Raw genomic sequence first — 24,938 nt, forward strand, 5'->3', positions numbered from 1 at the left:
TTGGTCTTGCGCGACAGGCAGGACGGGCACTGCCGGCATTCCGGCGTGTAGAGCGGGATGACATGGTCACCCTTCCTGACCGAGGTGACGCCCTTGCCGACGTCGACGACGATGCCGGCGCCCTCATGGCCGAGGATCGCCGGAAACAGGCCTTCCGGGTCGGCGCCCGACAGCGTGAACTCGTCGGTGTGGCAGATGCCGGTTGCCTTGATCTCGACCAGCACCTCGCCATCACGGGGGCCTTCGAGGTCGACCTCCATGATCTCCAGCGGCTTTCCGGCGGCGACGGCGACAGCGGCGCGCGTTTTCATCAGGCAATCCTCCCATGACGACCCATAGAGTTTCTCATTCCGCCATTGCTGCGGATGAGACCGCAACACGCTCATTCATCCTCGAAAAGGCATAGGACTAAAGCAGACACATAAGTCCACTTGCACGGCTTTGATAAATCTTGTGGCGTCCGCTAAGCTCATTGTGGGCACCTTGAATTCGCGCTGGTCCGGGAACAATCGGACTTTAGTGCAAGAATGGGCAGTTTTATCGATGACGAGCGCGGTGCCAGGCACTCTCGCGGCCTTTTTGTGCTTTTTTTTCCAGACCGCCAACGTTACAGGCGTGATGGCCCAGGAAGTGACGGGCAAGCAACCGGTCGCGGCCGACAGGCCGGAAAGAAAGATAACCGAAATCAGAATAGGTTATTTGCGGGCCTACGCGCCGCAACTGGCGCTTTCCCTGCTGGACCTGCCGCCACGCGACGAAGGTGTCGCCGGCGCCAATGTGGCGATCGGCGATAACAACACGACAGGAAAGTTCCTCAGCCAGAAATTCAGCCTCGACATAGCCGAGGTCAAGCCGGACGCCGACGCGGTTCAGGCGTTCAACGATCTGATTGCCAAAGGTGACCGCTATGTTGTCGCTGACCTCTCGGCCAGGCAATTGCTGTCGATCGCCGACATCGCCCGCGACAAGGGCGTTCTGGTCTTCAATGTCGGTGCCACAGACGACAGCCTGCGCGAGGAAGACTGCCGCATAAACATTTTCCATGTGGCGCCGACACGAAGCATGCTGGCTGACGCGCTGGCGCAGTATCTCGTGATAAAGAAATGGCCGAATTGGGTGCTGCTCTATGGTTCGCATGAGCGGGATCATCTCTATGCGGCCGCGTTGCGCCGCGCGGCGGCTCGCTTCGGCGGTCAGATCGTCGCCGAGAAGGAGTTCAAAGACACTGGCACGGCGCGCCGCACCGACACCGGCGCCACGCAGATACAGCAGCAGATTTCCGTGTTCACGCAGGATCTGCCGGAGCATGACGTGGTGCTTGTCGCTGATGAGAGCGAGGTGTTCGGAACCTATGTGCCCTACCGCACCTGGACACCGCGGCTGGTCGCTGGCACGGCCGGTCTTGTCGCATCGTCCTGGCATCCCGCGAGCGAGCAATGGGGTGGCATTCAAATGCAAAGCCGTTTCCTGAGGACGACCGGCCGGCGAATGCTGTCCAAGGATATGTCGGCCTGGACGGCGGTGCGGGCGGTGGGCGAAGCCAGCACACGGACCAATGGCGACGATCCGAAGAAGATCAGCGACTATATCCGCTCGGACGATTTCTCGGTCGCCGCCTTCAAAGGACAGAAGCTGACCTTCCGCAAGTGGAACCATCAGCTTCGCCAGCCAATCCTGCTCGGCGACACCAAATCCGTGGTCTCGACATCGCCACAGGAGGGTTATCTTCACCAAATCTCCGAGCTCGATACGCTCGGCGTCGATCAGCCGGAAACGAAATGCGTCCTTAAGTAGAACCAATCGGGAGGAATTTTCGTGCAGAGACGAGCTTGCGCACTCGCCATTCTCGGCTTCATGGCCAATCCGGCGTGGGCTTACACCGTTTATGTCTCCAACGAGAAAGACAATACGATAACGGTCGTCGACACGGCGACGATGCAAGTGGTGAAGACCGTCGAAGTCGGCCAGAGGCCGCGCGGTATCACCATCTCGCATGACGGCAAGTTCATCTATTTGTGCGCCAGCGATGACGATACGATCGAAATCATCGATACCGCGACGCTGCAGATCGTTGGCACGCTGCCATCAGGCCCCGATCCCGAACTGTTCGTGCTTTCGCCCGACGGCAAGACGCTCTACGTCGCCAACGAGGACGACAATCTCGTCACCGCGATCAACGTCGAGAGCAAGCAGGTCATGACCGAGATTCCCGTTGGGGTGGAGCCTGAAGGCATGGCCGTCAGTCCCGATGGCAAAACCATGGTCAACACCTCCGAAACCACCAGCATGGCGCATTTCATCGACACCGACAGCCATGAGGTGACCGACAACGTCCTGGTCGACACGCGTCCGCGCTTTGCGCAATTCAAGCCCGACGGATCACAGATCTGGGTCAGTGCCGAAATCGGCGGTACCGTCAGCGTCATCGACAGTCTCAAACGCGAGGTGGTGAAGAAGATCCAGTTCGCGATTGCGGGACTGCGGCCCGAAACCATCCAGCCGGTCGGCATCGCAATCAGCGCGGACGGCAAGAAAGCCTATGTCGCGCTCGGCCCAGCGAACCACGTCGCCGTCATCAACACCGAAACCTACGAGGTGGAAAAATACATCCTGGTCGGCCAGCGCGTCTGGCATCTCGACTTCACCCCCGATCAGAAGACGCTGATCACCACCAACGGCAATTCCAACGACATCACCTTCATCGACACGGCGACGGACGAGCCGGTTCAATCGGTTACGGTGGGCCAGCAGCCTTGGGGCGTGGCCATATCGCCCTACTAGACCGCAGCAATGATCAGGGAGGCCGACGTGATGAATATTTGCCGCGGGGATGTTGCAAGTGCACTAGATGACCAGCGCGCCCCGAAGGAGCCAGCGGCATGCAGCATGTGAGGACAAGCGGAGCTGGAGAGGAGGTGGCAGCGCTCGATGTTGCCGGCATCAGCCATTCCTATGGTCCGAAGCGAGCGCTCCAGGACGTCTCATTCTCGATCGCGCCGGGAACTTTCACCGTTCTGCTCGGCCTCAATGGAGCCGGCAAGACAACTTTGTTCTCACTGATCAGCCATCTTTACGGCACCCGCCGCGGATCGATCCGCATCTTCGGCCATGACGTCAGCCGCGCTTCGGGCGAAGCGCTCAGGCGTGTCGGCATCGTATTCCAGGCACGCACGCTCGACCTCGACCTCAGCGTCCACCAGAACCTCTCCTACCACGCCTCGCTGCATGGCATTGGCGGACACCAAGCCCGGCAGCGCATTGCCGCGCTGCTCGATACAGTCAACATGCAGGGCCGTCAGCATGACAAGGCACGCAGTCTTTCCGGCGGCCAAATGCGGCGCATCGAGATCGCGCGGGCGCTGCTCCACCGCCCTTCCCTGCTGCTGCTCGACGAGGCGACGGTCGGTCTCGACATCCAGTCGCGTGCGGGCATTTTGGCCACCATCCGCAAACTCGTCGAAACCGAGGGCATCGGTGTGCTGTGGGCGACGCATCTGATCGATGAGGTCGAAGACGGCGACCATGTCGTCGTGCTGCGGCAGGGCGAGCTGGTTGCCAAGGGTAAGGTGGCCGATGTCGTTGCGACGAGCGGTGCCAGTTCGATCCGCGATGCCTTTTCCAGGCTCAACCGCATCGAAACAAGCGGCATCGCGGAGATGTCGCCATGAGCGCTCCCGCAATGCCCGCAAAAGTCGCCGCCCTCACGCCGGTGAAGTTCGAACAGTTTGGGCTCCACCACTACCTCGTTTGCCTCAAAGGGATCGTCGTGCGGGAGTGCCTGCGCTTCCTGCATCAGCGCGAGCGCTTTATATCCTCGCTGGTTCGGCCGCTCGTCTGGCTGTTCATTTTTGCCGCCGGATTCCGGCAGGTGCTCGGCGTATCGATCATCCCGCCCTACAAGACCTACGTGCTCTACGAGGTCTACATCACGCCGGGCCTGTGCGGCATGATTCTGCTGTTTTCGGGCATGCAGTCTTCGCTGTCGATGGTCTATGATCGCGAAATGGGCAACATGCGCACCCTGCTGGTCAGCCCCTTCCCGCGTTGGTTTTTACTGATCTCGAAGATGCTCGCCGGTGTCGCCGTGTCGATCGCGCAGGTTTACGCGTTCCTGATCGTTGCCTGGTTCTGGGGCGTCAAGGCGCCGCCGCTTGGCTATCTCACCGTGCTGCCGGCGCTGTTCCTGTCAGGCATGATGCTGTGCGCGCTCGGCATGCTTCTGTCCTCAATGATCAAGCAGCTCGAAAACTTCGCTGGCATCATGAACTTCGTCATCTTTCCCGGCTATTTCGCTTCTCCGGCACTCTATCCCTTGTGGCGTATCCAGGAGGCTAGCCCCCTGCTCTACAAAATCTGCCTCGCCAATCCATTTACTTACGCCGTCGAACTGATCCGCTTTGCCTTCTACGGCCAGATTGACTGGCTGTCGCTGGGCGTCGTTGCCGGCTGCACGCTGCTGTTCCTTGCCGCCGCCATCATCGCCTACGACCCTTCGCGCGGCCTGATGACCCGCAAACAGGACACGGGAGGAAATGCCTGATGGCGCGAATGATCCATGTTCGCGGTCTGGCTCTGGTCGCCATGCTCGCGCCGGGCGTCAACGCCATGGCAGCCAACCCCGATCCAGACTGGCCCTGCATGCAGCGCAAGGTGCCGCAACTCTCGCTCGGCCAGATCTGGAGCGGACCGGACCTTCCTTCAGCCGCGAAGGACTGGTCGAAGGACCCCACCATCTCCGCCCTGATCGAGGACGTGGCAGCTCGCCGGATGCCGATTGCGGAAGCTCAAAAGAAGATCAGGGATTTCGCGGCCTCCTTGCCGGCCGAGCAACTTGCACCCAAAATGGCGATGATGGTGCAAGGCATGTTCGACCACCTGGACGCCGAGCGCTCGCAGGTGATCTCCGGCATTTCCCGCTACGCGCACAAGCAGCTCGAAATGGCCGCCGCGTTGCGCAAGGAAGCGTCCGATGTCGATGCATTGCGGGCAAAGCCGGATGCAGATCCCGAAGAGATCGATCGGCGAACCGAACAGCTGAAATTCGCAACGCGAATTTTCAATGAACGCGTCCAATCACTGACCTACGTCTGTGAAGTGCCGACGATAATCGAGCAGCGGCTTTATCAATTGTCCAAGGCCGTCTCGGAAACGCTCGCCGCGAAGAAATAGAACCTCATTCGATCTTCGCGGCGGATATCACGATCCACGGCCGGGCAGCACGCGCCAGCGCTGAACGAAATAACCGGGATGCGTCTCGATCCACTGGGCTACCAGCGATTGCGCCTGCATGAAGGCGGTCCCGGGATTCATCGCCAGGCCGTCCACCATCTGTTCGCGTTGTTCACAGGTCTGCGGCACATCCGTCAGGCAGACCATCATAACGAGCGTGTAGAGCATTACCCCTTGTCCCCATCGATTCCCGAACCCCATGCCCGGGAGTTTCCGTGATACCGACCAGTCTGCAGGGATCGCACATACGGATCACTTACGGGTGTGAAAGGAACGTGGCCCCCGCTCTTTCGCGCCGCAATATAACATGGCGCTAATCTAACGCCAATGACCGCAGGGCTCGGTCGCGGACGCGCGCGCATCGAAGATGCGCGTCCGGCTGTGCCAGTGCCAAAAAATGTGAACTCCTGGAACGCGCTCTCGCATGGGCTCGACCGAAACAGGAATATCATTGTTGTCGACCTCAGACCGGCAGTCCGTTCTGCTTTCGCAGGCTCTTGTCGAAAGCGGATGCGGGGACGAAACGGCGCAGGAAACTGACCTGGCGCGCCATTTTTCCAGCCGCATAGCGCCCCTTCGGAGCGGGATCGGTCGCAGCCGCCAAAACGGTCCTGGCCACCACTTCCGGCGCATCGCCTTTTTCCATCGCTTTCCGCACAGCTGCATTCATGCCGGCGCGCGCAGAGTCATAGATGTCAAGCAACTGATCCGGCCTGGCGAGATTTTCTTCAAATGAGGTGCGGGTATAGGCGGGCTCCACCAACACGACGCGAATTCCGAAAGTACGCAGTTCGTGGTCGAGCGATTCGGAATAGCCCTCAACGGCATGCTTGGTCGACGAATAAAGCGCGAAATAGGGAGCTGGAATGAACCCCTGCACCGAGCTCAAATTGACGATTCTGCCCTTGCCTTGGCGGCGCATTGTCGGCAACACCGCTTTGGTTACTCGCATAACGCCAAAGACGTTCACGTCAAACAACGACTTGGCCTGGGCCATCGAGGACTCCTCCGCGCCACCAAGCAGGCCAACGCCGGCATTATTGACAAGCAGGTCAATGCGCCCGGTCTCGGCCAGCACGTCCTGGACAAGTTTCGCCACGGACGTGTCATCGGTCACGTCACAGGCCAGCATGGTAACGCCATCGGATCGGTCGACGACCGCGCGACGGCTGGTTCCGAACACGCGAAAGCCCGCGTTCTGCAGGGCTTTGGCCGTTGTGTGCCCGATACCGCTGGATGCCCCCGTCACCAGGGCGACGCCTAGATTGGTCTTGTTCATGGAGGTCACTTCTTTCTTCGTTTTGGATTGGCGTGGGAGAAGCACGACAGGTCGGAGCGAAAGGCGTCAATCATGAGCGCCTCCGGTACTCGCGCCGGCCAGATCATCCGTCCAGCGCCGGAACAGCGCGCTGGCATTAACGCCTCCGAAGCCGAAGCCATTGGAGATTGCATAGCCCATCGCCATCGGCCGGGCCCGGTTTGCGACGAAGTCGATCCCGTCGCCGGCCGGATCGGGAGCGCTCAGATTGAGGGTCGGCGGTGCCATCTGATCCCTGAGCGCCAGGATTGCGAAGATTGCTCCGAGTCCGCCGGCGGCTCCGAGCAGGTGTCCGGTCGCCGATTTCGTTGCACTGACAGCTATCGCGAAATCGCGCCCGAACACGCTCTTGATCGCTTCGATCTCACCCAGGTCGCCCACCGGCGTGGAGGTCGCATGGGCATTGAGATGACGAACCTCGCGGGGCGAAATCCCTGCTTGGGCGATTGCGATCTCCATGGCCCGGCGCGCACCGTCGCCGTCCTCGGGACCGGAGGTGACGTGATGAGCATCCGCCGTCGTACCGTAGCCGACAAGCTCGGCCAGCGGTCTTGCGCCGCGCGCCAGCGCGTGGCTCAATTCCTCGATGACCAGCATGCCGGCTCCTTCGCCCATGACGAAGCCGTCCCGCGACTTGTCGAACGGTCGGGAGGCCTCATCAGGACGGTGATTAAAGGACGTCGAAAGAGAGCGTGCCGCCGCAAACCCACCGAGGCTGACAAGATTCATGCATGCTTCCGTCCCGCCGCACACGGCAATATCGGCCTCGTTGGCGCGGATTAGGCGAGCCGCATCGCCGATCGCCTGAATGCCGGCGGCGCACGCCGTCACGGGTGCACCGAGCGGACCTTTGAAGCCATAGCGGATCGAGACGTGGCCTGCCGCGAGGTTCACCAGGAAGGACGGCACCGTAAAAGGTGATAGACGGCGGACGCCGCGCCGGTCGACCGTGCGCACCGCCTCGGTTATGGCCGGGAACCCGCCGACGCCCGAGGCGATGATCGTGGCCGTGCGCAAGCGATCCGCTTCCGAGACGGGGGCCCATCTTGCTTGGGCGAGCGCCTCTTGTGCCGCGGCCAGCGCAAAGAGAATGAACCGGTCTACCTTGCGCTGATCCTTCGGCGGAAGGATGGCTTCCGGATCGAAACCAGCGTCCGGATCTTCTTCTGTGGAGGGCACCACCCCGCCGACCTTCGCCGGCAGGTCGCACACCACGTCATCCGCAAGCCTCCGGATGCCCGAGCGGCCGGCCAGGAGACGCGACCAGGACGTTTCAACATCGGCAGCAAGGGGCGTAACCGCTCCCATGCCCGTAACAACAATCCGTCGCATCTATTTTCCTGTCAGTTTGGGCGCGCCGCAGGCGCCGCGACGCCGCTCAAGTGCCGGCTGATTCACGAACTTGATTGGCCGCCGCATCCAGAAAGGCCTGCGCGAGGTCAGGATCGTTGATGACGCGCGATAACATCAGCGCACCGACCATCGTCGAGAGAATGGCCATGGCCCTGCCATCGAACTCCCCGCCACTGGTCTCAGCAATGAAACGGCCGAGGATCTCGAGATGCTCCTTGATCCCGGCTTCGAACGGCGCTTTCACGTCCTTGCCCTGTCTGGCGGCATCCGAGCCGAGCGCCACGATCGGGCAGCCGTCCATCTTTTCTCCGCGATGGTCCATACTGAGGTAGAACGCGATCACCGCGCCAAGCGGATCATCAGGGTTTGCCGCAGTCGCGGCCGACCATCGACGGGTGGCGCTCTCCATCGCCCGCCTGGACGCCTGCGCCGCCAGGTCGTCCTTGGATGCGAACTGCTTGTAAAACGCGCCTTGGGTCAGTCCGGCACCCTTCATCAGATCCTTAAGGCCGATACCATCAAAGCCGCGCTCCCGAAAAAGGCGGCTTGCCACGTTGATTACGGTTTCTCGGTTTTCCGCGGCCTGGGTACGACTTACGCGCATTGTTGACCTCTTTTTTAGATTGCGTCCGTAATCTATAGCCTATATAGAGTTCGAACGCAATCTAAAAAGGAGATGCGAAATGATCCGCAAAACCCTGAGCGCATCGCTCCTGGCCGCGCTGTTTCTTGCGACCCCGGCTTTTGCCGAGGAAGCCACCATCGGACGCCCGATCGAGGGCGGCAGCCTGCACGAGGGACCCCTTGACATGGTTGTCTACTACGTCCCGGTCGACGGCGGCCTCCTGGAGGTCACCGCCACCTTCGCGCCGAAGACCGGGGGCGATCCGCTGCGCGTCGTCATGGGCCTCGCCGACGACGACTCCGTGGCATTTTCCATGCCGGGCCACCAGGACTCGCTCTACGCGTTCTCAAGGTCCGGGAATGAGGTGACGGTGTCGACCGAGACTGACATGCATCTGCGAGCCGACGCGACAATACGCTGAGCCGAAATTCAGACCGCAGCCGGCGTGCTGCTGGCCGTGGGCTCTCGCGTCCGCTCGGCTCGCCACACGGTGCCTCGATCACGCCATCGAATAAGTTTGGGGAGAGGTCAAATGCTATACAGTTATTTTGTCGAGAAATCGATCCGAGAGAGCTTCGACCACGTCAACAACCATCGCTGGGATGAGGCGGTGAAGGCACTCGCGCTGCATGTCCATCACCGCGTTTCCGGCGCCCACGCGCTTGGTGGTGAGCGCCACGACAAAGAAGCCATGCGCCGCTGGTTTGAGCGCCTCGGCCGCGTCCTGCCCAATCTCCATCTCACGGTCAACCACATCTGGGTGAAGGGCTGGCCGTGGCATACTACCGTGTTTGCCCAGTGGGACGGCACCGCAACGCTGCTCAATGGCGACGCGTCGTACGTCAACCGTGGTCTCCACGTGTTCACCCTGCGGTGGGGCAGAGTCTATGCACTTGAGGAATTTTACGATTCACAAGCAGCGGCCCGCGGTCTTGCCGCCCAAGCGGCAGCTGGCCTCGAAGAAGCTGTCGCCGAACCAATTGTAGGCTAGCAGACGCTCAGTCAAAGCCCACCCGTTCCGTGAACGCGGGGGCGCTACCGCGTGGGCCAGCGCATGGAGGGCGGTCGACTCGGCTCCGCAAATGCGTGCTACCAGCGATGCCTCCCTATCCTCGGCGCGTGGATGTCGGTCTGGAGATCACAGCCGATCAGCCGCTTGTCTGAAGCGTTCGCCTGGACCGCCCGCGCCCTAAGTCGCGCGACGTTTGGTGTTCGGCTCCTCGTGCGGATAGAGCTTGCCGAACAGTGGCAGGTACATCGCGCCCTTGCGCATCAGAAAATCGTGGAAGGTCGCCATCGCCGGCGAGATCGCGTGATCGCTGCGCATCACCGAAAACCATTGCCGGCGGATCGGCATGCCGACGACGTCGAGGATGACCAGCCGGCCGGCTTCGGTTTCGGCAGCGATGGTGTGGGCAGAGATGAACGCGATGCCGAGCCCGGCCATCACCGCCTGCTTGATGGTCTCGTTCGAGTCCATCTCGACGCCGAGATCGTCGATGCGGCCGGGGACGTCGCTCAGGAATATTTCCAGTGAGATGCGCGTTCCGGAGCCGGGCTCGCGAATGAGGAAATGCTCCTCGGCGATCCGCTCCTTGGAAATGTCGCGTGCCGACGCCAGCGGGTGGTCGGGCGGTGCGATGATGACCAGCGGGTGATCGCCGAAGACCGAAGCACGCACCGGGACTTCCTTGGCCGGGCGTCCCATCAGCGCGATATCGATGTCGTGGTTCTTCAGATTGTCGATCGTCTCGGCGCGGTTGCCGATGGCAAGGCGCATGTCGATATCGGGATGTTCCTTCATGAAGGCGGCCATCAGCCGCGGTGCGAAATATTTGGCCGTGGAAACGACGCCGAGCCGCAAGCTGCCGGCGCGCACGCCCTTGATTGCATCCATCTTGTCTTCGAGCAGACGAAGCCGCTCCTCGATGGCCTGTGCCGTCTCGACGAAGGCCAGACCTGCGGCAGTGGGACGCATGCCGTCCGACGTTCGGTCGAACAAGGCCAGCTGGAACTCTTCCTCAACTTGCCGCAACTGAATCGTCACCGCTGGAGGAGACAGGCCTAACACTTTGGCCGCACTGACGATTCTCCCGTGGGCGACGATTGCCTGAACGGTCTTGAACTGCTTGAGCGTGAGGTTTCTCATATGGCATACTAAAATTTTTTTATTGCCTGAGTAAAGTTATTGAATTTTACTTATCCAGCGTCGTTTGTTCTCCTTTCCCAATCCGGCCGACCCGAGGAGAGGCGGCTGGATCGGGAGGTTACGATGCCAGCGGCAACGCTCGACGCTTTTCTGAACTCCTATCTTGGCGAGCCGGACGAACTGCGCTCCGCCGTCGTAGCGACCATCCGTCAGCTGACGCAGGCGGCCACCACGATCCGCAACACCATCAATCAAGGGGTGCTCGGCACGGCCTTTGCGGGAACCCGCGGCGCCAATGCTGACGGCGACATCCAGAAGGATCTCGATGTCTTCGCCGATGACATCTTCCTCAACGCCATGCGCCACGCTCCGATCGCGCTCTACGCTTCCGAGGAACTGGAGCAGCCGGTGCTGCTCGACAGGCAAGCGCCTCTTGCCATCGCCATCGACCCGCTCGACGGCTCATCCAACATCGACACCAACGTGTCGATCGGAACGGTCTTCTCGCTCCTCCCTGCAATTGGTGCGCCGGATGGGAATCCGGCCGCCTCGTTTTTGCAGGCAGGCGTGAACCAGCTGGGCGCCGGTTTCTTCATCTACGGGCCGCAGCTGGCGCTGGTTCTGTCGCTCGGCAGCGGTACGCATGTCTTCGTTCTCTCGACCAGGCTCGGCACCTTCGTCCAGGCCTATGAGAGCCGGGTCATCCCCCAGCGTACCCAGGAATTCGCCATCAACGCCGCCAACTACCGGCACTGGGACGAGGCGGTGAGGCTCTACATCGACGACTGCCTCGAAGGTACCGAAGGCCCACGTGAGAAGGACTTCAACATGCGCTGGATCGCCTCCCTGGTCGCGGACTGTTACCGCATATTGATGCGCGGCGGCGTATTCCTGTATCCAGGCGACAAGCGCAAGACTTACCGCCAGGGGCGACTGCGCCTCGTCTATGAGGCAAACCCGATCGCCTATCTCGTCGAACAGGCGGGCGGTGCCGCCACCGATACGATCACCCGCATCCTCGAAATCGAACCAGAGAACCTTCACCAGCGCGTGCCCATGGTTTTCGGATCGGCGCGCGAAGTCGCGCGCATCACCCGCTACCACAGCGAACCGAGCGCCATCGGCGAACGCGCGCCGCTTTTCAGCCGCCGCGGCCTTTTCAGGGCCTGAAGACCATGTCGGCAAAGCACCCCATCATTACCATCACCGGGTCGTCGGGCGCAGGCACCACCTCTGTCAAGCGCATCTTCGAACTGATCTTCCGGCGCGAGAACATCGGGGCCGCCTTCATCGAAGGCGATGCTTTCCATCGCTACGACCGCGCCACGATGAAGGCGAAGGTGGCCGAGGAGGAAAAGGCGGGCAATCCGAACTTCACCCACTTCCACGCCGAGGCCAATGAACTGGCAATCCTCGAAGAGGTATTCGAGGAATATGGCCGCCGGGGAACCGGAAAGACCCGCACATACATCCATGATGAGGATGAGGAGAAGCAGTACGGCACGCCGCCGGGACATTTCACCGAATGGCGCGAATTTCCGCCGAGCGACCTGCTCTTCTACGAGGGGCTGCATGGCTGCGTCGTCACCGACAAGATCAACCTGGCCAGGCACGCGGATCTCAAGATCGGCGTGGTGCCGGTCATAAATCTCGAATGGATCCAGAAGATCCATCGCGACCGCGCAACGCGCGGCTATTCCACCGAGGCAGTGATGGACGTGATCCTGCGTCGCATGCCGGACTATGTCCGCTACATCGTCCCGCAGTTTTCGCAGACCGCCATCAACTTCCAGCGCGTGCCGATCGTCGACACGTCCAATCCATTCATTGCGCGCTGGATACCGACGCCCGACGAATCGATGCTGGTTATCCGCTTCGCCAATCCCCGCGGCATCGATTTCCCCTACCTGCTTTCGATGATCCACGACTCGTTCATGTCGCGGCCGAATTCCATAGTGGTGCCCGGCAACAAGCTCGACCTTGCCATGCAGCTGATCCTGACGCCGCTCATCCTGCAATTGATCGAACGCAAGAACCGTGTGTCGTGAGGAGGACGCCATGAACAGCCAAGCAGCAGCACTGAAGCCCGTCGCCGCCGTCTCGGAGCGCGACATGGCCAACGCCATTCGCGCACTGGCGATGGACAGCGTCCAAAAGGCCAATTCCGGTCATCCGGGCATGCCGATGGGCATGGCCGATGTCGCAACGGTGCTGTTCAGCCGCTTCATCAATATCGATCCGTCGGCCCCCAATTGGCCCGATCGTGACCGCTTCGTGCTGTCGGCCGGGCACGGCTCGATGCTGCAGTATGCGCTGCATTACCTGCTAGGCTTTGAAGACATGCCTATCGAAGAATTGCAGCGGTTTCGCCAGTTGGGCAGCCGCACCGCCGGACATCCGGAATATGGCCATGCGCTTGGCATCGAGACGACGACCGGCCCGCTTGGACAAGGCATTTCGACCGCTGTCGGCATGGCGCTGGCGGAGCGCATGCTTGCGGCCCGCCACGGCGCCGATCTTGTCGACCATTTCACCTACGCGATCGCCGGCGACGGCTGCCTGCAGGAAGGCATCAGCCACGAGGCGATCGATCTTGCCGGTCACCTGAAGCTCTCCCGGCTGATCGTCTTTTGGGACGACAATGCGATCTCGATCGACGGGCCCACTTCCCTGTCGACATCGATGGACCAGCCGGCGCGGTTCAAAGCCGCTGGATGGCATGTCCAGTCGGTGAACGGCCACGACACCGAAACCGTTGCGGCGGCAATCGAAGCGGCGCAGCAATCGGACCAGCCGTCTCTGATCGCCTGCCGCACGGTGATCGGCAAGGGAGCGCCCAATCTGGGCGGTTCGGAAAAGACGCATGGCGCGCCGCTGGGCGATGCGGAGATCGCCGCGACGCGCGAAAACATCGGCTGGGCCTTCGCGCCGTTCGAGGTGCCGGACGATATCCTTTTCGCCTGGCGCGAGATTGCCGGCCGCGGTCAAGCGGCACGCCGCGCCTGGGAGCAGCGGCTTGCCGCCTCACCACGGCGGCAGGCCTTCGAGAGCGCGGTCGCCGGCGCCCTGCCCGACGCGGTCTTCGAAGCGCTCGGCGCTTTCCGCAAGGAGCATGTCGGGAAGGCGACCAAGGTTGCAACGCGAAAAGCCTCGGAAATGGCACTCGCTGCGATCAATGGCGCAACCGAACTGACCGTCGGCGGCTCCGCCGATCTGACGCATTCGAACCTGACGATCACCAAGGGTATGAACCGCATCGCACCGGGCGACTACGCCGGCCGCTACATCCACTATGGAATCCGCGAGCACGGCATGGCCGCAGCCATGAACGGCATCGCACTGCATGGCGGCTTCGTGCCTTATGGCGGCACGTTCCTGTGCTTCGCCGACTACGCGCGCGGCGCGATGCGGCTCTCGGCGCTCATGGCCCAGCGCGTCATCTATGTGATGACGCATGATTCCATTGGTCTCGGCGAGGACGGCCCGACCCACCAGCCGGTCGAGCACCTGGCGATGCTGCGGGCGACGCCAAACCTCAACGTCTTCCGTCCGGCCGACATCATCGAAACGGCGGAGTGCTGGGAACTGGCGCTGAAGAGCGAGAAGCGGCCAAGCGTGCTGGTGCTCTCGCGCCAGAACCTGCCGATGCTGCGCCAAGCACCTAGCGACGAGCCACACAGCGACGAGAACCGGTCGAGCCGGGGCGCCTACATCCTGCGCGAGCCAGCCGGGCACCGCGCGGTGACGCTGATCGCCACCGGCTCGGAGGTCGAAATCGCGGTTGCCGCCGCCCTACGGCTGGAGACCGAGCACGGCGTCGCCGCCGCGGTTGTCTCGATGCCGTGCTGGGAGCTTTTCGAGGAGCAGGACGCCGGCACCCGCAAGGCCGTCCTCGGCTCGGCGCCCCGCATTGCCATCGAAGCCGCAGCACGGCTCGGCTGGGACCGCTGGATCGGCGACACCGGCACTTTCGTCGGCATGGCCGGTTTCGGCGCCAGCGCCCCTGCCCCGGATCTCTACCGGCATTTCGACATCACGCCCGAAGCCGTCGCGGCAGCGGCGCTGAAGCTCATCATCTAGGAGGACGACCATGGCCCGCATCACCCTTCGCCAGCTTCTCGACCATGCCGCCGAGCACGGCTACGGGGTGCCGGCATTCAACATCAACAACATGGAACAGGGCCTCGCCATCATGGAGGCCGCCAGGGCCTGCGATGCGCCGGTTATCATCCAGGCCTCGCGCGGCGCCCGTTCCTATGCCAATGACATCATGCTGGCCAAGATGATGGAGGCGTTGACCGAAATCCATCCGGCCGTTCCGCTATGCATCCATCAGGATCACGGCAACAACGAGGCCACCTGCCTGTCCGCGATCCGCCACGGCTTCACCTCGGTGATGATGGACGGATCGCTGATGGCGGATGCCAAGACACCGGCGAGCTACGATTACAACGTCGCCATCACCGAACGTGTCGCACGCATGGCACATTGGGTCGGCGCTTCGGTCGAAGGCGAGCTCGGCGTGCTCGGCTCGCTGGAAACCGGCCAGGGCGAGGCCGAGGACGGGCACGGCGCCGAAGGTGCGCTTTCCCATGACCAGCTTTTGACCGATCCCGATCAGGCGGTCGACTTCGTGACCGCCACCCGGGTCGACGCGCTGGCGATCGCCTGCGGTACCTCGCACGGCGCCTATAAATTCAGCCGCAAGCCTGACGGCGGTATCCTGGCCATGCAGGTGATCGAGGCGATTCACGAAAAGCTGCCCAACACGCATCTGGTCATGCACGGGTCTTCCTCCGTGTCGCAGGAACTGCAGGACATCATCAACAACTATGGCGGCGAGATGCCCCAGACCTTTGGCGTCCCGGTCGAGGAAATCGAGCGCGGCATCCGCTACGGCGTGCGCAAGGTCAACATCGACACCGATTGCCGAATGGCCATGGCCGGGCAGTTCCGCCGCGTTGCGACGGAGGACCCGCGCGAATTCGATCCGCGTAAATTCCTGAAACCCGCCATGGACGCCCTGCGCGACCTTTGCCGCGATCGCTTCGAACGCTTCGGCACCGCAGGCCACGCGTCGAAGATCAGGGTGATCGCCATGGATGAGATGGCGAAACGTTACGCCGCAGGAAAGCTCGACCCCCATATCGCAACCGCGAAAGCCGCCTGAGCGGCAAACAGGAGACCTGCCCATGAACAAGATCGACATGCCCTCAGCAGGCACGCTCAAGGAAGGCAAGGAACGCTACAGGTCGGGCGTCATCCCCTACAAGAAGATGGGCTACTGGGAGCCGGACTACCGGCCCAAGGAGACCGACCTGATCGCCATGTTTCGGGTCACGCCGCAGCCCGGCGTCGACCACGAGGAGGCGGCCGCCGCCATCGCCGGTGAATCCTCTACCGCGACATGGACCGTGGTGTGGACCGACAGGCTGACCGCCTGCGAGCTCTACCGCGCCAAGGCATTCAAATCCGAGCCGGTGCCGAACACAGGTCCAGGCACCAGGATCGAGCAACAGTACTTCGCCTATATCGCCTACGACCTCGACCTGTTCGAGCCCGGCTCCATCGCCAACCTGACTGCATCGATCATCGGCAACGTGTTCGGCTTCAAGGCCGTCAAGGCCTTGCGGCTCGAGGACATGCGCATCCCGGTGGCTTACCTCAAGACCTTCCAGGGCCCGGCGACCGGCATCGTGGTGGAACGCGAGCGGCTCGACAAGTTCGGCCGGCCGCTGCTCGGCGCAACGACGAAGCCGAAGCTTGGCCTGTCCGGCCGCAACTACGGCCGCGTCGTCTACGAGGCGCTGAAGGGTGGCCTCGACTTCGTCAAGGATGACGAGAACATCAACTCACAGCCCTTCATGCATTGGCGCGACCGTTTCCTCTACTGCATGGAGGCAGTGAACAAGGCGTCGGCCGCCACCGGCGAAGTCAAGGGCCATTATCTCAACGTCACCGCCGGCACGATGGAGGAGATGTACGAGCGCGCCGAATTTGCAAAACAGCTTGGCTCCTGCATCGTCATGATCGACCTCGTCATTGGTTACACGGCAATCCAGTCGATGGCCAAGTGGGCACGCCGCAACGACATGATCCTGCATCTGCATCGGGCCGGCAACTCGACCTATTCGCGCCAGAAGAACCACGGCATGAATTTTCGCGTCATCTGCAAATGGATGCGGATGGCCGGCGTCGATCACATCCATGCCGGCACGGTGGTCGGCAAGCTGGAAGGCGACCCGCTTATGATCAAGGGGTTTTATGACACGCTGCGCGAGGAGCGCACGCCGCAGAACCTCGAAACCGGGCTGTTCTTCGATCAGGACTGGGCCTCGCTCAACAAGGTGATGCCCGTCGCCTCCGGTGGCATCCATGCCGGCCAGATGCACCAGTTGATCCATTATCTCGGCGAGGACGTCATCCTGCAGTTCGGCGGCGGCACGATCGGCCATCCGGACGGCATCCAGGCCGGCGCGACGGCCAATCGCGTCGCGTTGGAGGCGATGATCCTCGCCCGCAACGAGGGCCGCGACTATCTGCGCGAAGGGACCAAAATCCTCGAACAGGCGGCCAGATGGTGCACGCCGCTCAAGGCGGCCCTGGAGACGTGGAAGGACGTCACCTTCAACTACGAATCGACCGACACGGCCGACTTTGTGCCAACCGCAACGCCGAGCTTCTAGACGAAAGGAACCGTCGCCATGATGACCAATCCCGGAAACAAGGTCACGCAGGGACAGTTTTCGTTCCTGCCCGAGCTAACCGATGAGCAGATTTCGGCGCAGATCAAATACGCACTGAAAAACCACTGGGCGGTCAGCGTCGAATACACGGACGATCCACATCCGCGAAACACCTATTGGGAAATGTACGGCAACCCGATGTTCGACCTGAGGGACCCGGCGGGCATCCTGCTTGAAGTCAACAATTGCCGGAAAGCCATGCCCAACATGTATGTCCGGGTCACCGCCTTCGATTCGACCAAGGGCTGGGAAGCACCGCGCATGTCATTCATCGTCAACCGGCCACCCAATGAACCCGGGTTCCGGCTGCTGCGCCAAGAGCGTGACGGCCGCAGTCAGGGCTATTCGATCGTGCCTTATGCGACCGACAGGCCCGAAGGCGAACGGAGCTAGGCGAACCATGCTGGACGCGATAGCAAAGAGCGCTGCCGCGCAGGGCGAATCGGTTGATCTACAGGCCGAGTTCGAGGCGTCCAACATCGACGAGGTGATGGACAAGCTCGACCGCGAACTCGTCGGCCTGAAGCCCATCAAGACCCGCATCCGCGAGATCGCTGCGCTGCTCCTGGTCGACCGGCTTCGCCGCAAGTTCGGGCTGATCTCTGGCGCGCCAACGCTGCACATGAACTTTACTGGAAATCCCGGTACCGGAAAGACCACCGTGGCGCTCAGAATGGCCGAAATCCTGCATCGTCTTGGCTATGTCCGCGAAGGGCACATGGTCGCGGTGACGCGCGACGATCTCGTCGGCCAGTATGTGGGCCACACCGCGCCCAAAACCCGCGAAGTGATCAAGCGCGCCATGGGCGGGGTGCTTTTCATCGACGAGGCCTACTATCTCTACAAGCCCGAGAACGAACGCGACTACGGCCAGGAATCGATCGAAATCCTGCTGCAATGCATGGAAAACAGCCGTGACGATCTGGTTGTGATTCTTGCCGGCTACAAGGACAAGATGGACCGCTTCTTCGACAGCAATCCCGGCATGCGCTCGCGCATCGCCCATCACCTCGATTTTCCGGACTACGGCGTCAGCGAACTCAAATCAATCGCCGAGATCATGCTGGCGGAACAGAATTACCGTCTCAGCGAAGCGGCGGCCAAGGCGCTCGAAGAGTATCTCCCGATCCGCATGCGGCTGCCGCATTTCTCCAACGCCCGCTCCGTTCGCAATAGCCTCGACCGGGCGCGGCTTCGCCAGGCCAGCCGGCTTTTCGCATCGCGCGACCGGGCGTTGACGAAAATCGATCTTATCACCATCGAGGAATCCGATATTCGCGGCAGCCGCGTGTTCGCGGAAGGTAAGCTCGAAGGCGAACCGGAGACGAAGGCGCGCTGACAAGATGACGGCGGTTGGTGTGCAGCGACCGGAAACGGACGACAGAATGGGAGCCGACGACCATGGATACCAAAACAATCATCGCGCCCTCGGTGCTTTCCGCGGACTTCTCGCGGCTCGGCGACGAGGTCGAAGCGGTCGTCCGGGCGGGTGCCGATTGGATCCATCTCGATGTGATGGATGGCCATTTCGTGCCCAACATCACCTTCGGTCCGCCGGTGGTCAAGGCGATCCGCAATCGAACGGACAAGGTCTTCGATTGCCACCTGATGATCGCGCCGGCCGACGCCTATCTAGGCGCCTTCGCCGATGCCGGCTGCGACATCATTACGGTGCATGCCGAGGCCGGACCGCATCTCGACCGATCGCTGCAGGCAATCAGAAATCTCGGCAAGAAGGCCGGCGTGTCGCTAAACCCGTCAACGCCGGAAAGCGTCATCGAATATGTACTTGACCGGCTCGATCTGGTGCTTCTGATGACGGTCAATCCGGGCTTCGGTGGCCAGGCCTTCATTGCGGCGGTCGTCGACAAGGTCAGGCGGGTCAAGGCGCTGGTCGGCCATCGTCCGATCGACATAGAGATCGACGGCGGCGTCACGCCCGAAACCGCTCCGCTTGTCACCGCGGCCGGTGCCAATGTGCTGGTCGCCGGCTCGGCCATCTTTAAGGGCGGCACCGAGGCGGCCTATCGCGCCAATATCGGCACCATCAGGCAGGCGGCCGACGGGGCGATCCGGAAAGCGGCGTAAACCGTTTCATCGGAGGGCAAACATTTCATCGGAGGAAATCTTGGCGGCAATCCCACCTGTCTGCGATTTCGGCTGGCGAGCCATCGACGCCGTTTTGCCCGGCGTCGACGGCACATCGCATTCGATCTTAAGCCACGCCGGCCCGAACGGGCTGGTGGTGGCCTTCATCTGCAACCACTGCCCCTATGTGAAGGCGGTGATTTCACGGATGGTGCACGATGCCAATGACCTCAAGGCCGAAGGCATCGGCTTTGTCGCGATCAACTCCAACGATAGCGACGCCTATCCGGATGATTCCTTCGACAACATGAAGCTCTTCGCCGGGACGAACGGCTTCACTTTCCCCTATCTCCATGACGAGCACCAGACGGTGGCGCGTGCCTACGGAGCCGTTTGCACTCCGGATTTCTTCGGGCTCAACAACGAGTTGACGCTGCAATATCGCGGCCGGCTTGACGCGTCGCGACGCGACGCCGAATCGCCCGGACTGAGGCGCGACCTGTTCGAGGCGATGAAGCAGGTTGCCCGAACCGGCGACGGACCGCTGGACCAGATCGCTTCGATCGGCTGTTCGATCAAGTGGAAGGATGCTGCATGAACGTCGGCGCAGTCAGGCCGTTTCGATCGCGCAAGGCGATCCTGTTCGATCTCGACGGCACGCTGGTCGATTCGGCGCCTGATATAGCGGCCGCCGTCAACGAATTGCTGGCCGGACGCGATCTGCCGCCGCTGCGGCTGGATCAGGTCAAGGCCATGATCGGCGGCGGCATCAGGAAACTGGTCGAACGAGCCTTCGCGGCTTCCGGCACGCCGCTCCTCGGCAGCGCGCTCGATGAGGCCAACCGCGTCATGGCGCCGATCTATCGCAGGCATCTGACCGGCCGCACGAGGCTGATGCCTGGCGTCAGGGAGGTTCTCACGCACTTGCATTTGAGCGGAATAGCCATGGCCGTGGTGACCAACAAGCCGCAGCTGGCGGCTCGCGAAATCCTGCTGCATTTTCGGCTGACGGAATATCTCGGCGCGATCATCGGCGGAGACGCGGTGACATACTTGAAACCGGCGCCAGACGCGCTGTTGCTGGCGCTCGACCTGCTTCAGGTCGAACCTCGTGACGCGCTGATGGTCGGAGACAGCAGCGCCGACGTGGCCGCCGCCCGCGCCGCCGGCATGGCAGTCATTCTGCTGCGTGGCGGATACAGCCAAATTCCCGTTGAAGAGCTTTGCGCCGACCTCGTTTGCGACAGCCTGTTCGATCTGCCGTCAGCGATGCAGAGGCTGCAAGACGCTGCGTGACCCCATGCGCAAAGCCGAGCCAACGCCGGCCGAGCGCAGTCCAACGGCCGGTGGTACCGCGTTATTTTGAGAATTGCTTCAGATAAGCAATGACGTTGGCGATGTCCTCGTCTTTCTTGAGGCCGACAAACGCCATCTTGGTTCCTTTGACCATCGCCTTGGGATCGCGAAGGTAGGTCGTCAGCGTGGCCTCATCCCATTTGACGCCGGACTTGCCGGCCTCGGTCATGGCCTTGGAATAGCTGAACCCCGGATGCGTCCCGGCCGTTCGGCCGATAACGCCGTTCAAGGACGGACCGATCTTGTTCTGGTCCTTGTCTGCGACGTGGCAGACCTTGCATTTGGCGAAGACCTTCTCACCCGCCGCGGCATCCTGTGCCTGAGACTGGGTAGTGACAAAGGTGGCGACGGACACGGCGGCGAAAAATGCGACTGCGCGCATGGCATTTCCTCATTGATCGTGTGAGTGCCCGGGACACTTTACGCGTGTCGATGCCTTGATCGCCGGCATTCGTTTTAAAGCGGGAGAGCGAACTATTCGTCCTTCCTCCCCGGACTGGCAGCACCTGCACGCCTCGAAAAGCTAGACTGCCGATGAAGGAAGTCAATCGTACAAAGGTCCTGTTTCGTTTCCCGACTGCGCGAAGGGAAGTGTGTAGCGACACGCGGTCCACATCATTGACGCCTGTTGGCCGAACGCGTAGCCTCACTCCAACCGGTTTGCTGTTTGGGCACCTTCAGGAATCCGCGCAACTCCAAAGCACGAACTCTGGAGAGTTCGCCGCGCAGGCGACGATAAGTGCCAAATGGACATGGTCGATCTCATATTAGCGGTGTGCCTTAGCGCCAATCCGGGCAATTGCCGAGATGAACATCTCTATTTCGAGAGCCGCGGCTCTCTGTTCCAATGCATGTTCCTGGCGCCCGCCGAGATCGCAAAATGGTCTTAGGAACATCCGAGTCTCAAGGTCGTGCGCTGGAAATGTGCCGTTCCGAGCAAGGAACGAGCGATTTGATCGACATTCCTGGTTCGTCGACGACCCTAAAAGAGGAGACGCCATGATGATTTCGCGGCGCACGACGCTGCGCTTGGCAGCTCTGGGGGCCATCCTCGCCTCAAAGCCGGTTGCCGTCTTTGCGGCCGCTAAGGTCCGAATTGGTGTCCTGAAGTTCGGCACCGTGAGCTGGGAACTCGATACGTTGAAACGCCACAAGCTCGACGAGGCCAACAGGATCGATCTGGAAATTGTCTACTTCGCCGGGGAGGATGCGACCAACGTCGCGCTGCTGGCCGGCGCGATCGACATGATCGTGACCGACTGGCTGTGGGTCTCGCGCCAGCGCTCCGAGGGCGGCGACCTTACATTGGCCCCTTATTCGACCGCCGTGGGGGCAATCATGGTGAAGGAGGAATCGCCGATCCGGACGCTCGCCGACCTCAAGGAAAAGAAAATCGGTGTCGCCGGCGGCCCGCTCGACAAGAGCTGGCTACTGGTCCAGGCGCTGGCCAGACGCGATCACGGCCTCGACCTGCCGACAGCCTGTGACGTCGTCTTTGGCGCGCCGCCGCTGATTTCTGAAAAGGCGATGCAAGGCGAACTCGATGCCGTGCTCAATTTCTGGCATTTCTGCGCCCGGCTCGAGGCCAATGGCTTTCGTCGGTTGATCGGTGCGGATGACGCGACGAAAGCGCTTGGTGCCTCGGGCCCCGTGTCGGCACTCGGCTACGTCTTCCACGACCAATGGGCGAGCGACAATCCGGATGCCGCCCGGGGCTTCGTCAAGGCATCCAAGCAGGCCAAGGACTTGCTGGCCAAATCCGATGATGAATGGCTGCGCCTGGCGCCACTCATTCGCGCAGAAGGCAACGAGCTGGAAAAACTGCGCGACCGCTATCGCCAGGGCATCCCAAGACGGCCGGTCGCCGAAGAAGCGGTCGATGCGGGCAAACTCTATCACGTGCTGGCCGCGATAGGCGGCGAGAAGCTGGTTGGCAGGGCGCCCGAGATGGCGCCCGGCACGTTCTGGCCGGAACTCGCGAAATGACCGCAACGGCAGACAAGTCGGGTCGATCCGGCTTTGCGACGGCGCTGACACCAGCGCTGACGGTAACGGTTTCCCTGCTGGGACTTTGCCTGCTGTGGAGCCTCGCGGCCCATCTGTGGCAAAGCCGTGCTTTCCCCTCACCAGGGCAGGTCTGGCAGGTGCTGCTCAGGGAAGCGGCGAGCGGCGACCTTTTTTATCACCTTGGCGCGACGCTCGGACGGGTTGCTGCGGCGTACGTCGTCGCAATGATTATCGGCTCGGTCATCGGCGTCATCCTCGGCAGCTATCGCGGTGCGGACCGGTTCTTCAGTCCGTGGGTGGTCCTGTTTCTCAACATTCCCGCGCTGGTGGTCATCGTGCTCGCCTATATCTGGTTCGGCCTCAACGAGGCGGCGGCGATTGGCGCAGTTGCCGTGAACAAGATCCCGAATGTCGTGGTGACGATGCGCGAAGGCGCCAGGGCGTTTGATCCGCGTTATGGCGAAATGGCCGCCGTCTACCGCTTCGCCCCACTTGAGCGCATCCGCCATGTCCTGCTGCCGCAACTGCAGCCCTATTTTGCCGCGGCCTCGCGGTCCGGCATCGCCCTCATATGGAAGATCGTCCTGGTGGTCGAACTGCTCGGCCGCTCCAATGGCGTCGGTTTCCAGATCTATCTCTATTTCCAGCTCTTCGACGTCGCCGCCATTCTCGCGTACACGCTGGCTTTCGTGGCGGTGATGCTTGTCATCGAACTCCTCCTGGTGCAGCCCGTTGAACGACATGCAACCCGTTGGCGCGGTCGTCCCGCTTAGGGTCGACATCGCTGAAAAGACCTTCCGGTCCGCGCAAGGCGTCTCGATCACGGCGCTTCAGGGTCTGTCTTTCGAGGTCCGGCAGGGCGAATTCGCTTGTCTGCTTGGGCCGTCGGGCTGCGGCAAGACCACGACGTTGCGCATCCTGCTTGGACTGGACAAAGACTTTTCCGGCTCTTTCCAACTGCCGCAAGGCGGCTCGAACCGCATCGCCGCCGTGTTCCAGGAGCCTACTTTGCTGCCATGGCGGACGGTGGAGCAGAATGTCAGGCTGGCGCTGCCGAAAAGCCTAAGAGCGAAGAGTCTCGACGAGCTGTTTGACACTCTCGGCCTCGCCGGCATGCGCTCGCTCTATCCGGCGGAGCTTTCGCTCGGCCTTGCGCGCAGGGCAGCGCTTGCCAGGGCCTTCGCCACCGAACCGGCGGTGCTTTTCCTGGACGAACCCTTTGCCTCCCTCGACGAACAGACCGCCGAGCGGCTTCGGCACCTGCTTTTGACCGTCTGGTCGGCGCGGCCCACGACCGCCTTGATGGTAACGCACAATCTGCGCGAGGCACTGATGCTGTCGGACCGCATCATCGTGCTTGCGCAGCGCCCTGCCCATGTGCTCGGCATGTTCGACGTAGGCTTGCCGCGGCAACATCGCAACCCACAGGTGATGAGCGACCTTTTGCTGTCGTTCCAGCAAAAATTTCCGGGCGTGGCCTGATCGCCTTACGGCTCGAATGCGGATTGCAAGGTATTTCGCAGCCAATGGCCAATAAAACGGCGAGACTGTGAGGCACTGCCATGCACGCCTGTTTCGCCTGATTAAAAGCAACGTACGTCGGCTTCCGCCTGCGCGCGCTTCAGTTCCGTGCGCGCTGCCTTCGCTGGCGCGCTTTCGCGAAACAACCCTGCGGCCTCCCCTGTCGTCAGCGACATGCTTTTGAAGGTCTCCGCCCTCTCATAGTGATCGTAAGGAAGGATCGAGGCGATAACATCGATCGAGCAGGAACAGCTTTCAAGCGCCTGACGTGTCTGGCCATTTGTTTGCATGCAGCCGAGCACGTAGTCGGCAATCGTTGCCGTCGGGTAGTCTCCCGCGGCGCTGGCCAAGTTCGCAAAGGCCAGCGTCGCCGCAAAGGCCACCGACAAGGTGAGAGATCCAACAGACCTTATCATGAGGAACCTCCAGTTGGCCTGGACACCATGCATCCAGACGGGATCATCGCTCCAATTGGCGACGTGCCGCAAAGCCAGTCAAGCGCCCATGGCCTGCGTATACGACCAAAGGAGGAATGCCCTATCGACC

At 61.7% G+C, this 24,938-nt stretch carries 28 protein-coding genes; 20 read left to right on the top strand and 8 right to left on the bottom strand.

What is annotated here, in order from left to right; all coding sequences use genetic code 11:
• Window positions 1–311 (bottom strand): alcohol dehydrogenase catalytic domain-containing protein (locus NKK47_RS20040; RefSeq protein WP_352578009.1); only part of this gene is annotated, 311 nt, incomplete at its 3' end.
• Window positions 312–618: 307 nt separating this feature from the next.
• On the opposite strand from NKK47_RS20040, the gene NKK47_RS20045 reads away from it, so the two are divergent.
• The 5 genes from NKK47_RS20045 (at window position 619) to NKK47_RS20065 (ending at window position 5,169) form a co-directional block, all read left to right on the top strand.
• Window positions 619–1,794: a lanthanide ABC transporter ABC transporter substrate-binding protein PedA1 gene (locus tag NKK47_RS20045; RefSeq protein WP_198023614.1), complete on the top strand. Its 1,176-nt coding sequence runs from the start codon at window positions 619–621 to the stop codon at window positions 1,792–1,794.
• Window positions 1,795–1,815: 21 nt separating this feature from the next.
• Window positions 1,816–2,781, top strand: coding sequence for a YVTN family beta-propeller repeat protein (locus NKK47_RS20050; RefSeq protein WP_352458844.1), 966 nt, complete (start codon window positions 1,816–1,818; stop codon window positions 2,779–2,781).
• 98 nt (window positions 2,782–2,879) lie between these two features.
• Window positions 2,880–3,668 (top strand): lanthanide ABC transporter ATP-binding protein PedB/LutE, encoded by a 789-nt coding sequence (locus NKK47_RS20055; RefSeq protein ID WP_352578010.1) that lies wholly within the window; start codon window positions 2,880–2,882, stop codon window positions 3,666–3,668.
• Between the two features lie 11 nt (window positions 3,669–3,679).
• Window positions 3,680–4,540: a lanthanide ABC transporter permease protein PedC gene (locus NKK47_RS20060; RefSeq protein WP_352578075.1), complete on the top strand. Its 861-nt coding sequence runs from the start codon at window positions 3,680–3,682 to the stop codon at window positions 4,538–4,540.
• Window positions 4,540–5,169 carry a hypothetical protein gene (locus NKK47_RS20065; protein ID WP_352578011.1) on the top strand — a complete coding sequence of 210 codons (630 nt, stop codon included), beginning with the start codon at window positions 4,540–4,542 and terminating at the stop codon, window positions 5,167–5,169. The genes NKK47_RS20060 and NKK47_RS20065 overlap by 1 nt, the downstream gene beginning before the upstream one ends.
• Before the next feature lie 27 nt (window positions 5,170–5,196).
• Here NKK47_RS20065 and NKK47_RS20070 read toward each other — a convergent pair whose 3' ends face one another.
• The 4 genes from NKK47_RS20070 to NKK47_RS20085 form a co-directional block, all read right to left on the bottom strand.
• Window positions 5,197–5,397, bottom strand: a complete 201-nt coding sequence (locus tag NKK47_RS20070) for a hypothetical protein (RefSeq protein ID WP_023678847.1) — start codon at window positions 5,395–5,397, stop codon at window positions 5,197–5,199.
• 295 nt (window positions 5,398–5,692) lie between these two features.
• Entirely contained in the window at window positions 5,693–6,508 is an 816-nt protein-coding gene (locus tag NKK47_RS20075; RefSeq protein WP_352458841.1) for an oxidoreductase, read from the bottom strand.
• Between the two features lie 66 nt (window positions 6,509–6,574).
• Window positions 6,575–7,879: a beta-ketoacyl-ACP synthase II gene (fabF, locus tag NKK47_RS20080; RefSeq protein ID WP_352578012.1), complete on the bottom strand. Its 1,305-nt coding sequence runs from the start codon at window positions 7,877–7,879 to the stop codon at window positions 6,575–6,577.
• Between the two features lie 46 nt (window positions 7,880–7,925).
• Window positions 7,926–8,504, bottom strand: coding sequence for a TetR/AcrR family transcriptional regulator (locus tag NKK47_RS20085; protein WP_352578013.1), 579 nt, complete (start codon window positions 8,502–8,504; stop codon window positions 7,926–7,928).
• Between the two features lie 79 nt (window positions 8,505–8,583).
• Between NKK47_RS20085 and NKK47_RS20090 the strand changes: the two genes are divergently transcribed.
• The gene (locus NKK47_RS20090; protein ID WP_352578014.1) at window positions 8,584–8,946 is read left to right on the top strand and encodes a hypothetical protein; all 363 of its coding nucleotides are present in this window, start codon (window positions 8,584–8,586) and stop codon (window positions 8,944–8,946) included.
• 111 nt (window positions 8,947–9,057) lie between these two features.
• Complete coding sequence (locus NKK47_RS20095) at window positions 9,058–9,516, top strand: nuclear transport factor 2 family protein (RefSeq protein ID WP_352578015.1); 459 nt, start codon at window positions 9,058–9,060, stop codon at window positions 9,514–9,516.
• Window positions 9,517–9,714: 198 nt separating this feature from the next.
• On the opposite strand, the gene NKK47_RS20100 is transcribed toward NKK47_RS20095, so the two are convergent.
• Window positions 9,715–10,674: a LysR family transcriptional regulator gene (locus NKK47_RS20100; protein ID WP_352578016.1), complete on the bottom strand. Its 960-nt coding sequence runs from the start codon at window positions 10,672–10,674 to the stop codon at window positions 9,715–9,717.
• A gap of 123 nt (window positions 10,675–10,797) precedes the next feature.
• Here NKK47_RS20100 and NKK47_RS20105 point away from each other — a divergent pair, with 123 nt between their 5' ends.
• From NKK47_RS20105 to gph, 10 genes are all read left to right on the top strand, one after another.
• Window positions 10,798–11,844, top strand: coding sequence for a class 1 fructose-bisphosphatase (locus NKK47_RS20105; protein ID WP_352578017.1), 1,047 nt, complete (start codon window positions 10,798–10,800; stop codon window positions 11,842–11,844).
• A 5-nt stretch (window positions 11,845–11,849) separates the two neighbouring features.
• The gene (locus tag NKK47_RS20110) at window positions 11,850–12,722 is read left to right on the top strand and encodes a phosphoribulokinase (protein ID WP_023678839.1); all 873 of its coding nucleotides are present in this window, start codon (window positions 11,850–11,852) and stop codon (window positions 12,720–12,722) included.
• A 10-nt stretch (window positions 12,723–12,732) separates the two neighbouring features.
• Window positions 12,733–14,754: a transketolase gene (gene tkt / locus NKK47_RS20115; protein WP_352578018.1), complete on the top strand. Its 2,022-nt coding sequence runs from the start codon at window positions 12,733–12,735 to the stop codon at window positions 14,752–14,754.
• A 10-nt stretch (window positions 14,755–14,764) separates the two neighbouring features.
• Complete coding sequence (gene fba, locus NKK47_RS20120) at window positions 14,765–15,844, top strand: class II fructose-bisphosphate aldolase (RefSeq protein WP_352578019.1); 1,080 nt, start codon at window positions 14,765–14,767, stop codon at window positions 15,842–15,844.
• A 22-nt stretch (window positions 15,845–15,866) separates the two neighbouring features.
• Window positions 15,867–17,360, top strand: coding sequence for a ribulose-bisphosphate carboxylase large subunit (locus tag NKK47_RS20125; RefSeq protein ID WP_502905022.1), 1,494 nt, complete (start codon window positions 15,867–15,869; stop codon window positions 17,358–17,360).
• Between the two features lie 18 nt (window positions 17,361–17,378).
• Complete coding sequence (locus NKK47_RS20130; RefSeq protein WP_023678835.1) at window positions 17,379–17,813, top strand: ribulose bisphosphate carboxylase small subunit; 435 nt, start codon at window positions 17,379–17,381, stop codon at window positions 17,811–17,813.
• Window positions 17,814–17,820: 7 nt separating this feature from the next.
• A complete protein-coding gene (gene cbbX, locus NKK47_RS20135) occupies window positions 17,821–18,759 on the top strand; it encodes a CbbX protein (protein WP_352578020.1) in 939 nt (312 codons plus the stop codon).
• Between the two features lie 62 nt (window positions 18,760–18,821).
• On the top strand, window positions 18,822–19,508 hold the full coding sequence (rpe, locus tag NKK47_RS20140) for a ribulose-phosphate 3-epimerase (protein WP_352455610.1): 687 nt from the start codon (window positions 18,822–18,824) through the stop codon (window positions 19,506–19,508).
• A 40-nt stretch (window positions 19,509–19,548) separates the two neighbouring features.
• Window positions 19,549–20,106: a thioredoxin family protein gene (locus NKK47_RS20145; protein WP_352455609.1), complete on the top strand. Its 558-nt coding sequence runs from the start codon at window positions 19,549–19,551 to the stop codon at window positions 20,104–20,106.
• On the top strand, window positions 20,103–20,804 hold the full coding sequence (gene gph, locus NKK47_RS20150) for a phosphoglycolate phosphatase (RefSeq protein ID WP_352578021.1): 702 nt from the start codon (window positions 20,103–20,105) through the stop codon (window positions 20,802–20,804). Before NKK47_RS20145 ends, gph begins: the two co-directional genes overlap by 4 nt.
• 61 nt (window positions 20,805–20,865) lie before the next feature.
• Here the strand turns inward: gph and NKK47_RS20155 are convergent, their stop codons facing one another.
• Entirely contained in the window at window positions 20,866–21,246 is a 381-nt protein-coding gene (locus tag NKK47_RS20155; RefSeq protein WP_352578022.1) for a c-type cytochrome, read from the bottom strand.
• A 617-nt stretch (window positions 21,247–21,863) separates the two neighbouring features.
• Between NKK47_RS20155 and NKK47_RS20160 the strand changes: the two genes are divergently transcribed.
• The 3 genes from NKK47_RS20160 to NKK47_RS20170 are packed head-to-tail and all read left to right on the top strand — an operon-like array spanning window position 21,864 to window position 24,353.
• Window positions 21,864–22,850, top strand: a complete 987-nt coding sequence (locus tag NKK47_RS20160) for an ABC transporter substrate-binding protein (protein ID WP_352578023.1) — start codon at window positions 21,864–21,866, stop codon at window positions 22,848–22,850.
• Entirely contained in the window at window positions 22,847–23,644 is a 798-nt protein-coding gene (locus NKK47_RS20165; protein ID WP_352578024.1) for an ABC transporter permease, read from the top strand. The genes NKK47_RS20160 and NKK47_RS20165 overlap by 4 nt, the downstream gene beginning before the upstream one ends.
• Window positions 23,613–24,353 (top strand): ABC transporter ATP-binding protein, encoded by a 741-nt coding sequence (locus NKK47_RS20170; RefSeq protein WP_352578077.1) that lies wholly within the window; start codon window positions 23,613–23,615, stop codon window positions 24,351–24,353. The genes NKK47_RS20165 and NKK47_RS20170 overlap by 32 nt, the downstream gene beginning before the upstream one ends.
• Window positions 24,354–24,454: 101 nt before the next feature.
• On the opposite strand, the gene NKK47_RS20175 is transcribed toward NKK47_RS20170, so the two are convergent.
• A complete protein-coding gene (locus NKK47_RS20175) occupies window positions 24,455–24,808 on the bottom strand; it encodes a hypothetical protein (protein WP_352578025.1) in 354 nt (117 codons plus the stop codon).
• Between the last annotated feature and the right edge of the window lie 130 nt (window positions 24,809–24,938).

Source organism: Mesorhizobium sp. M0019 (assembly GCF_040323975.1).
Taxonomy (GTDB): Bacteria; Pseudomonadota; Alphaproteobacteria; order Rhizobiales; family Rhizobiaceae; genus Mesorhizobium.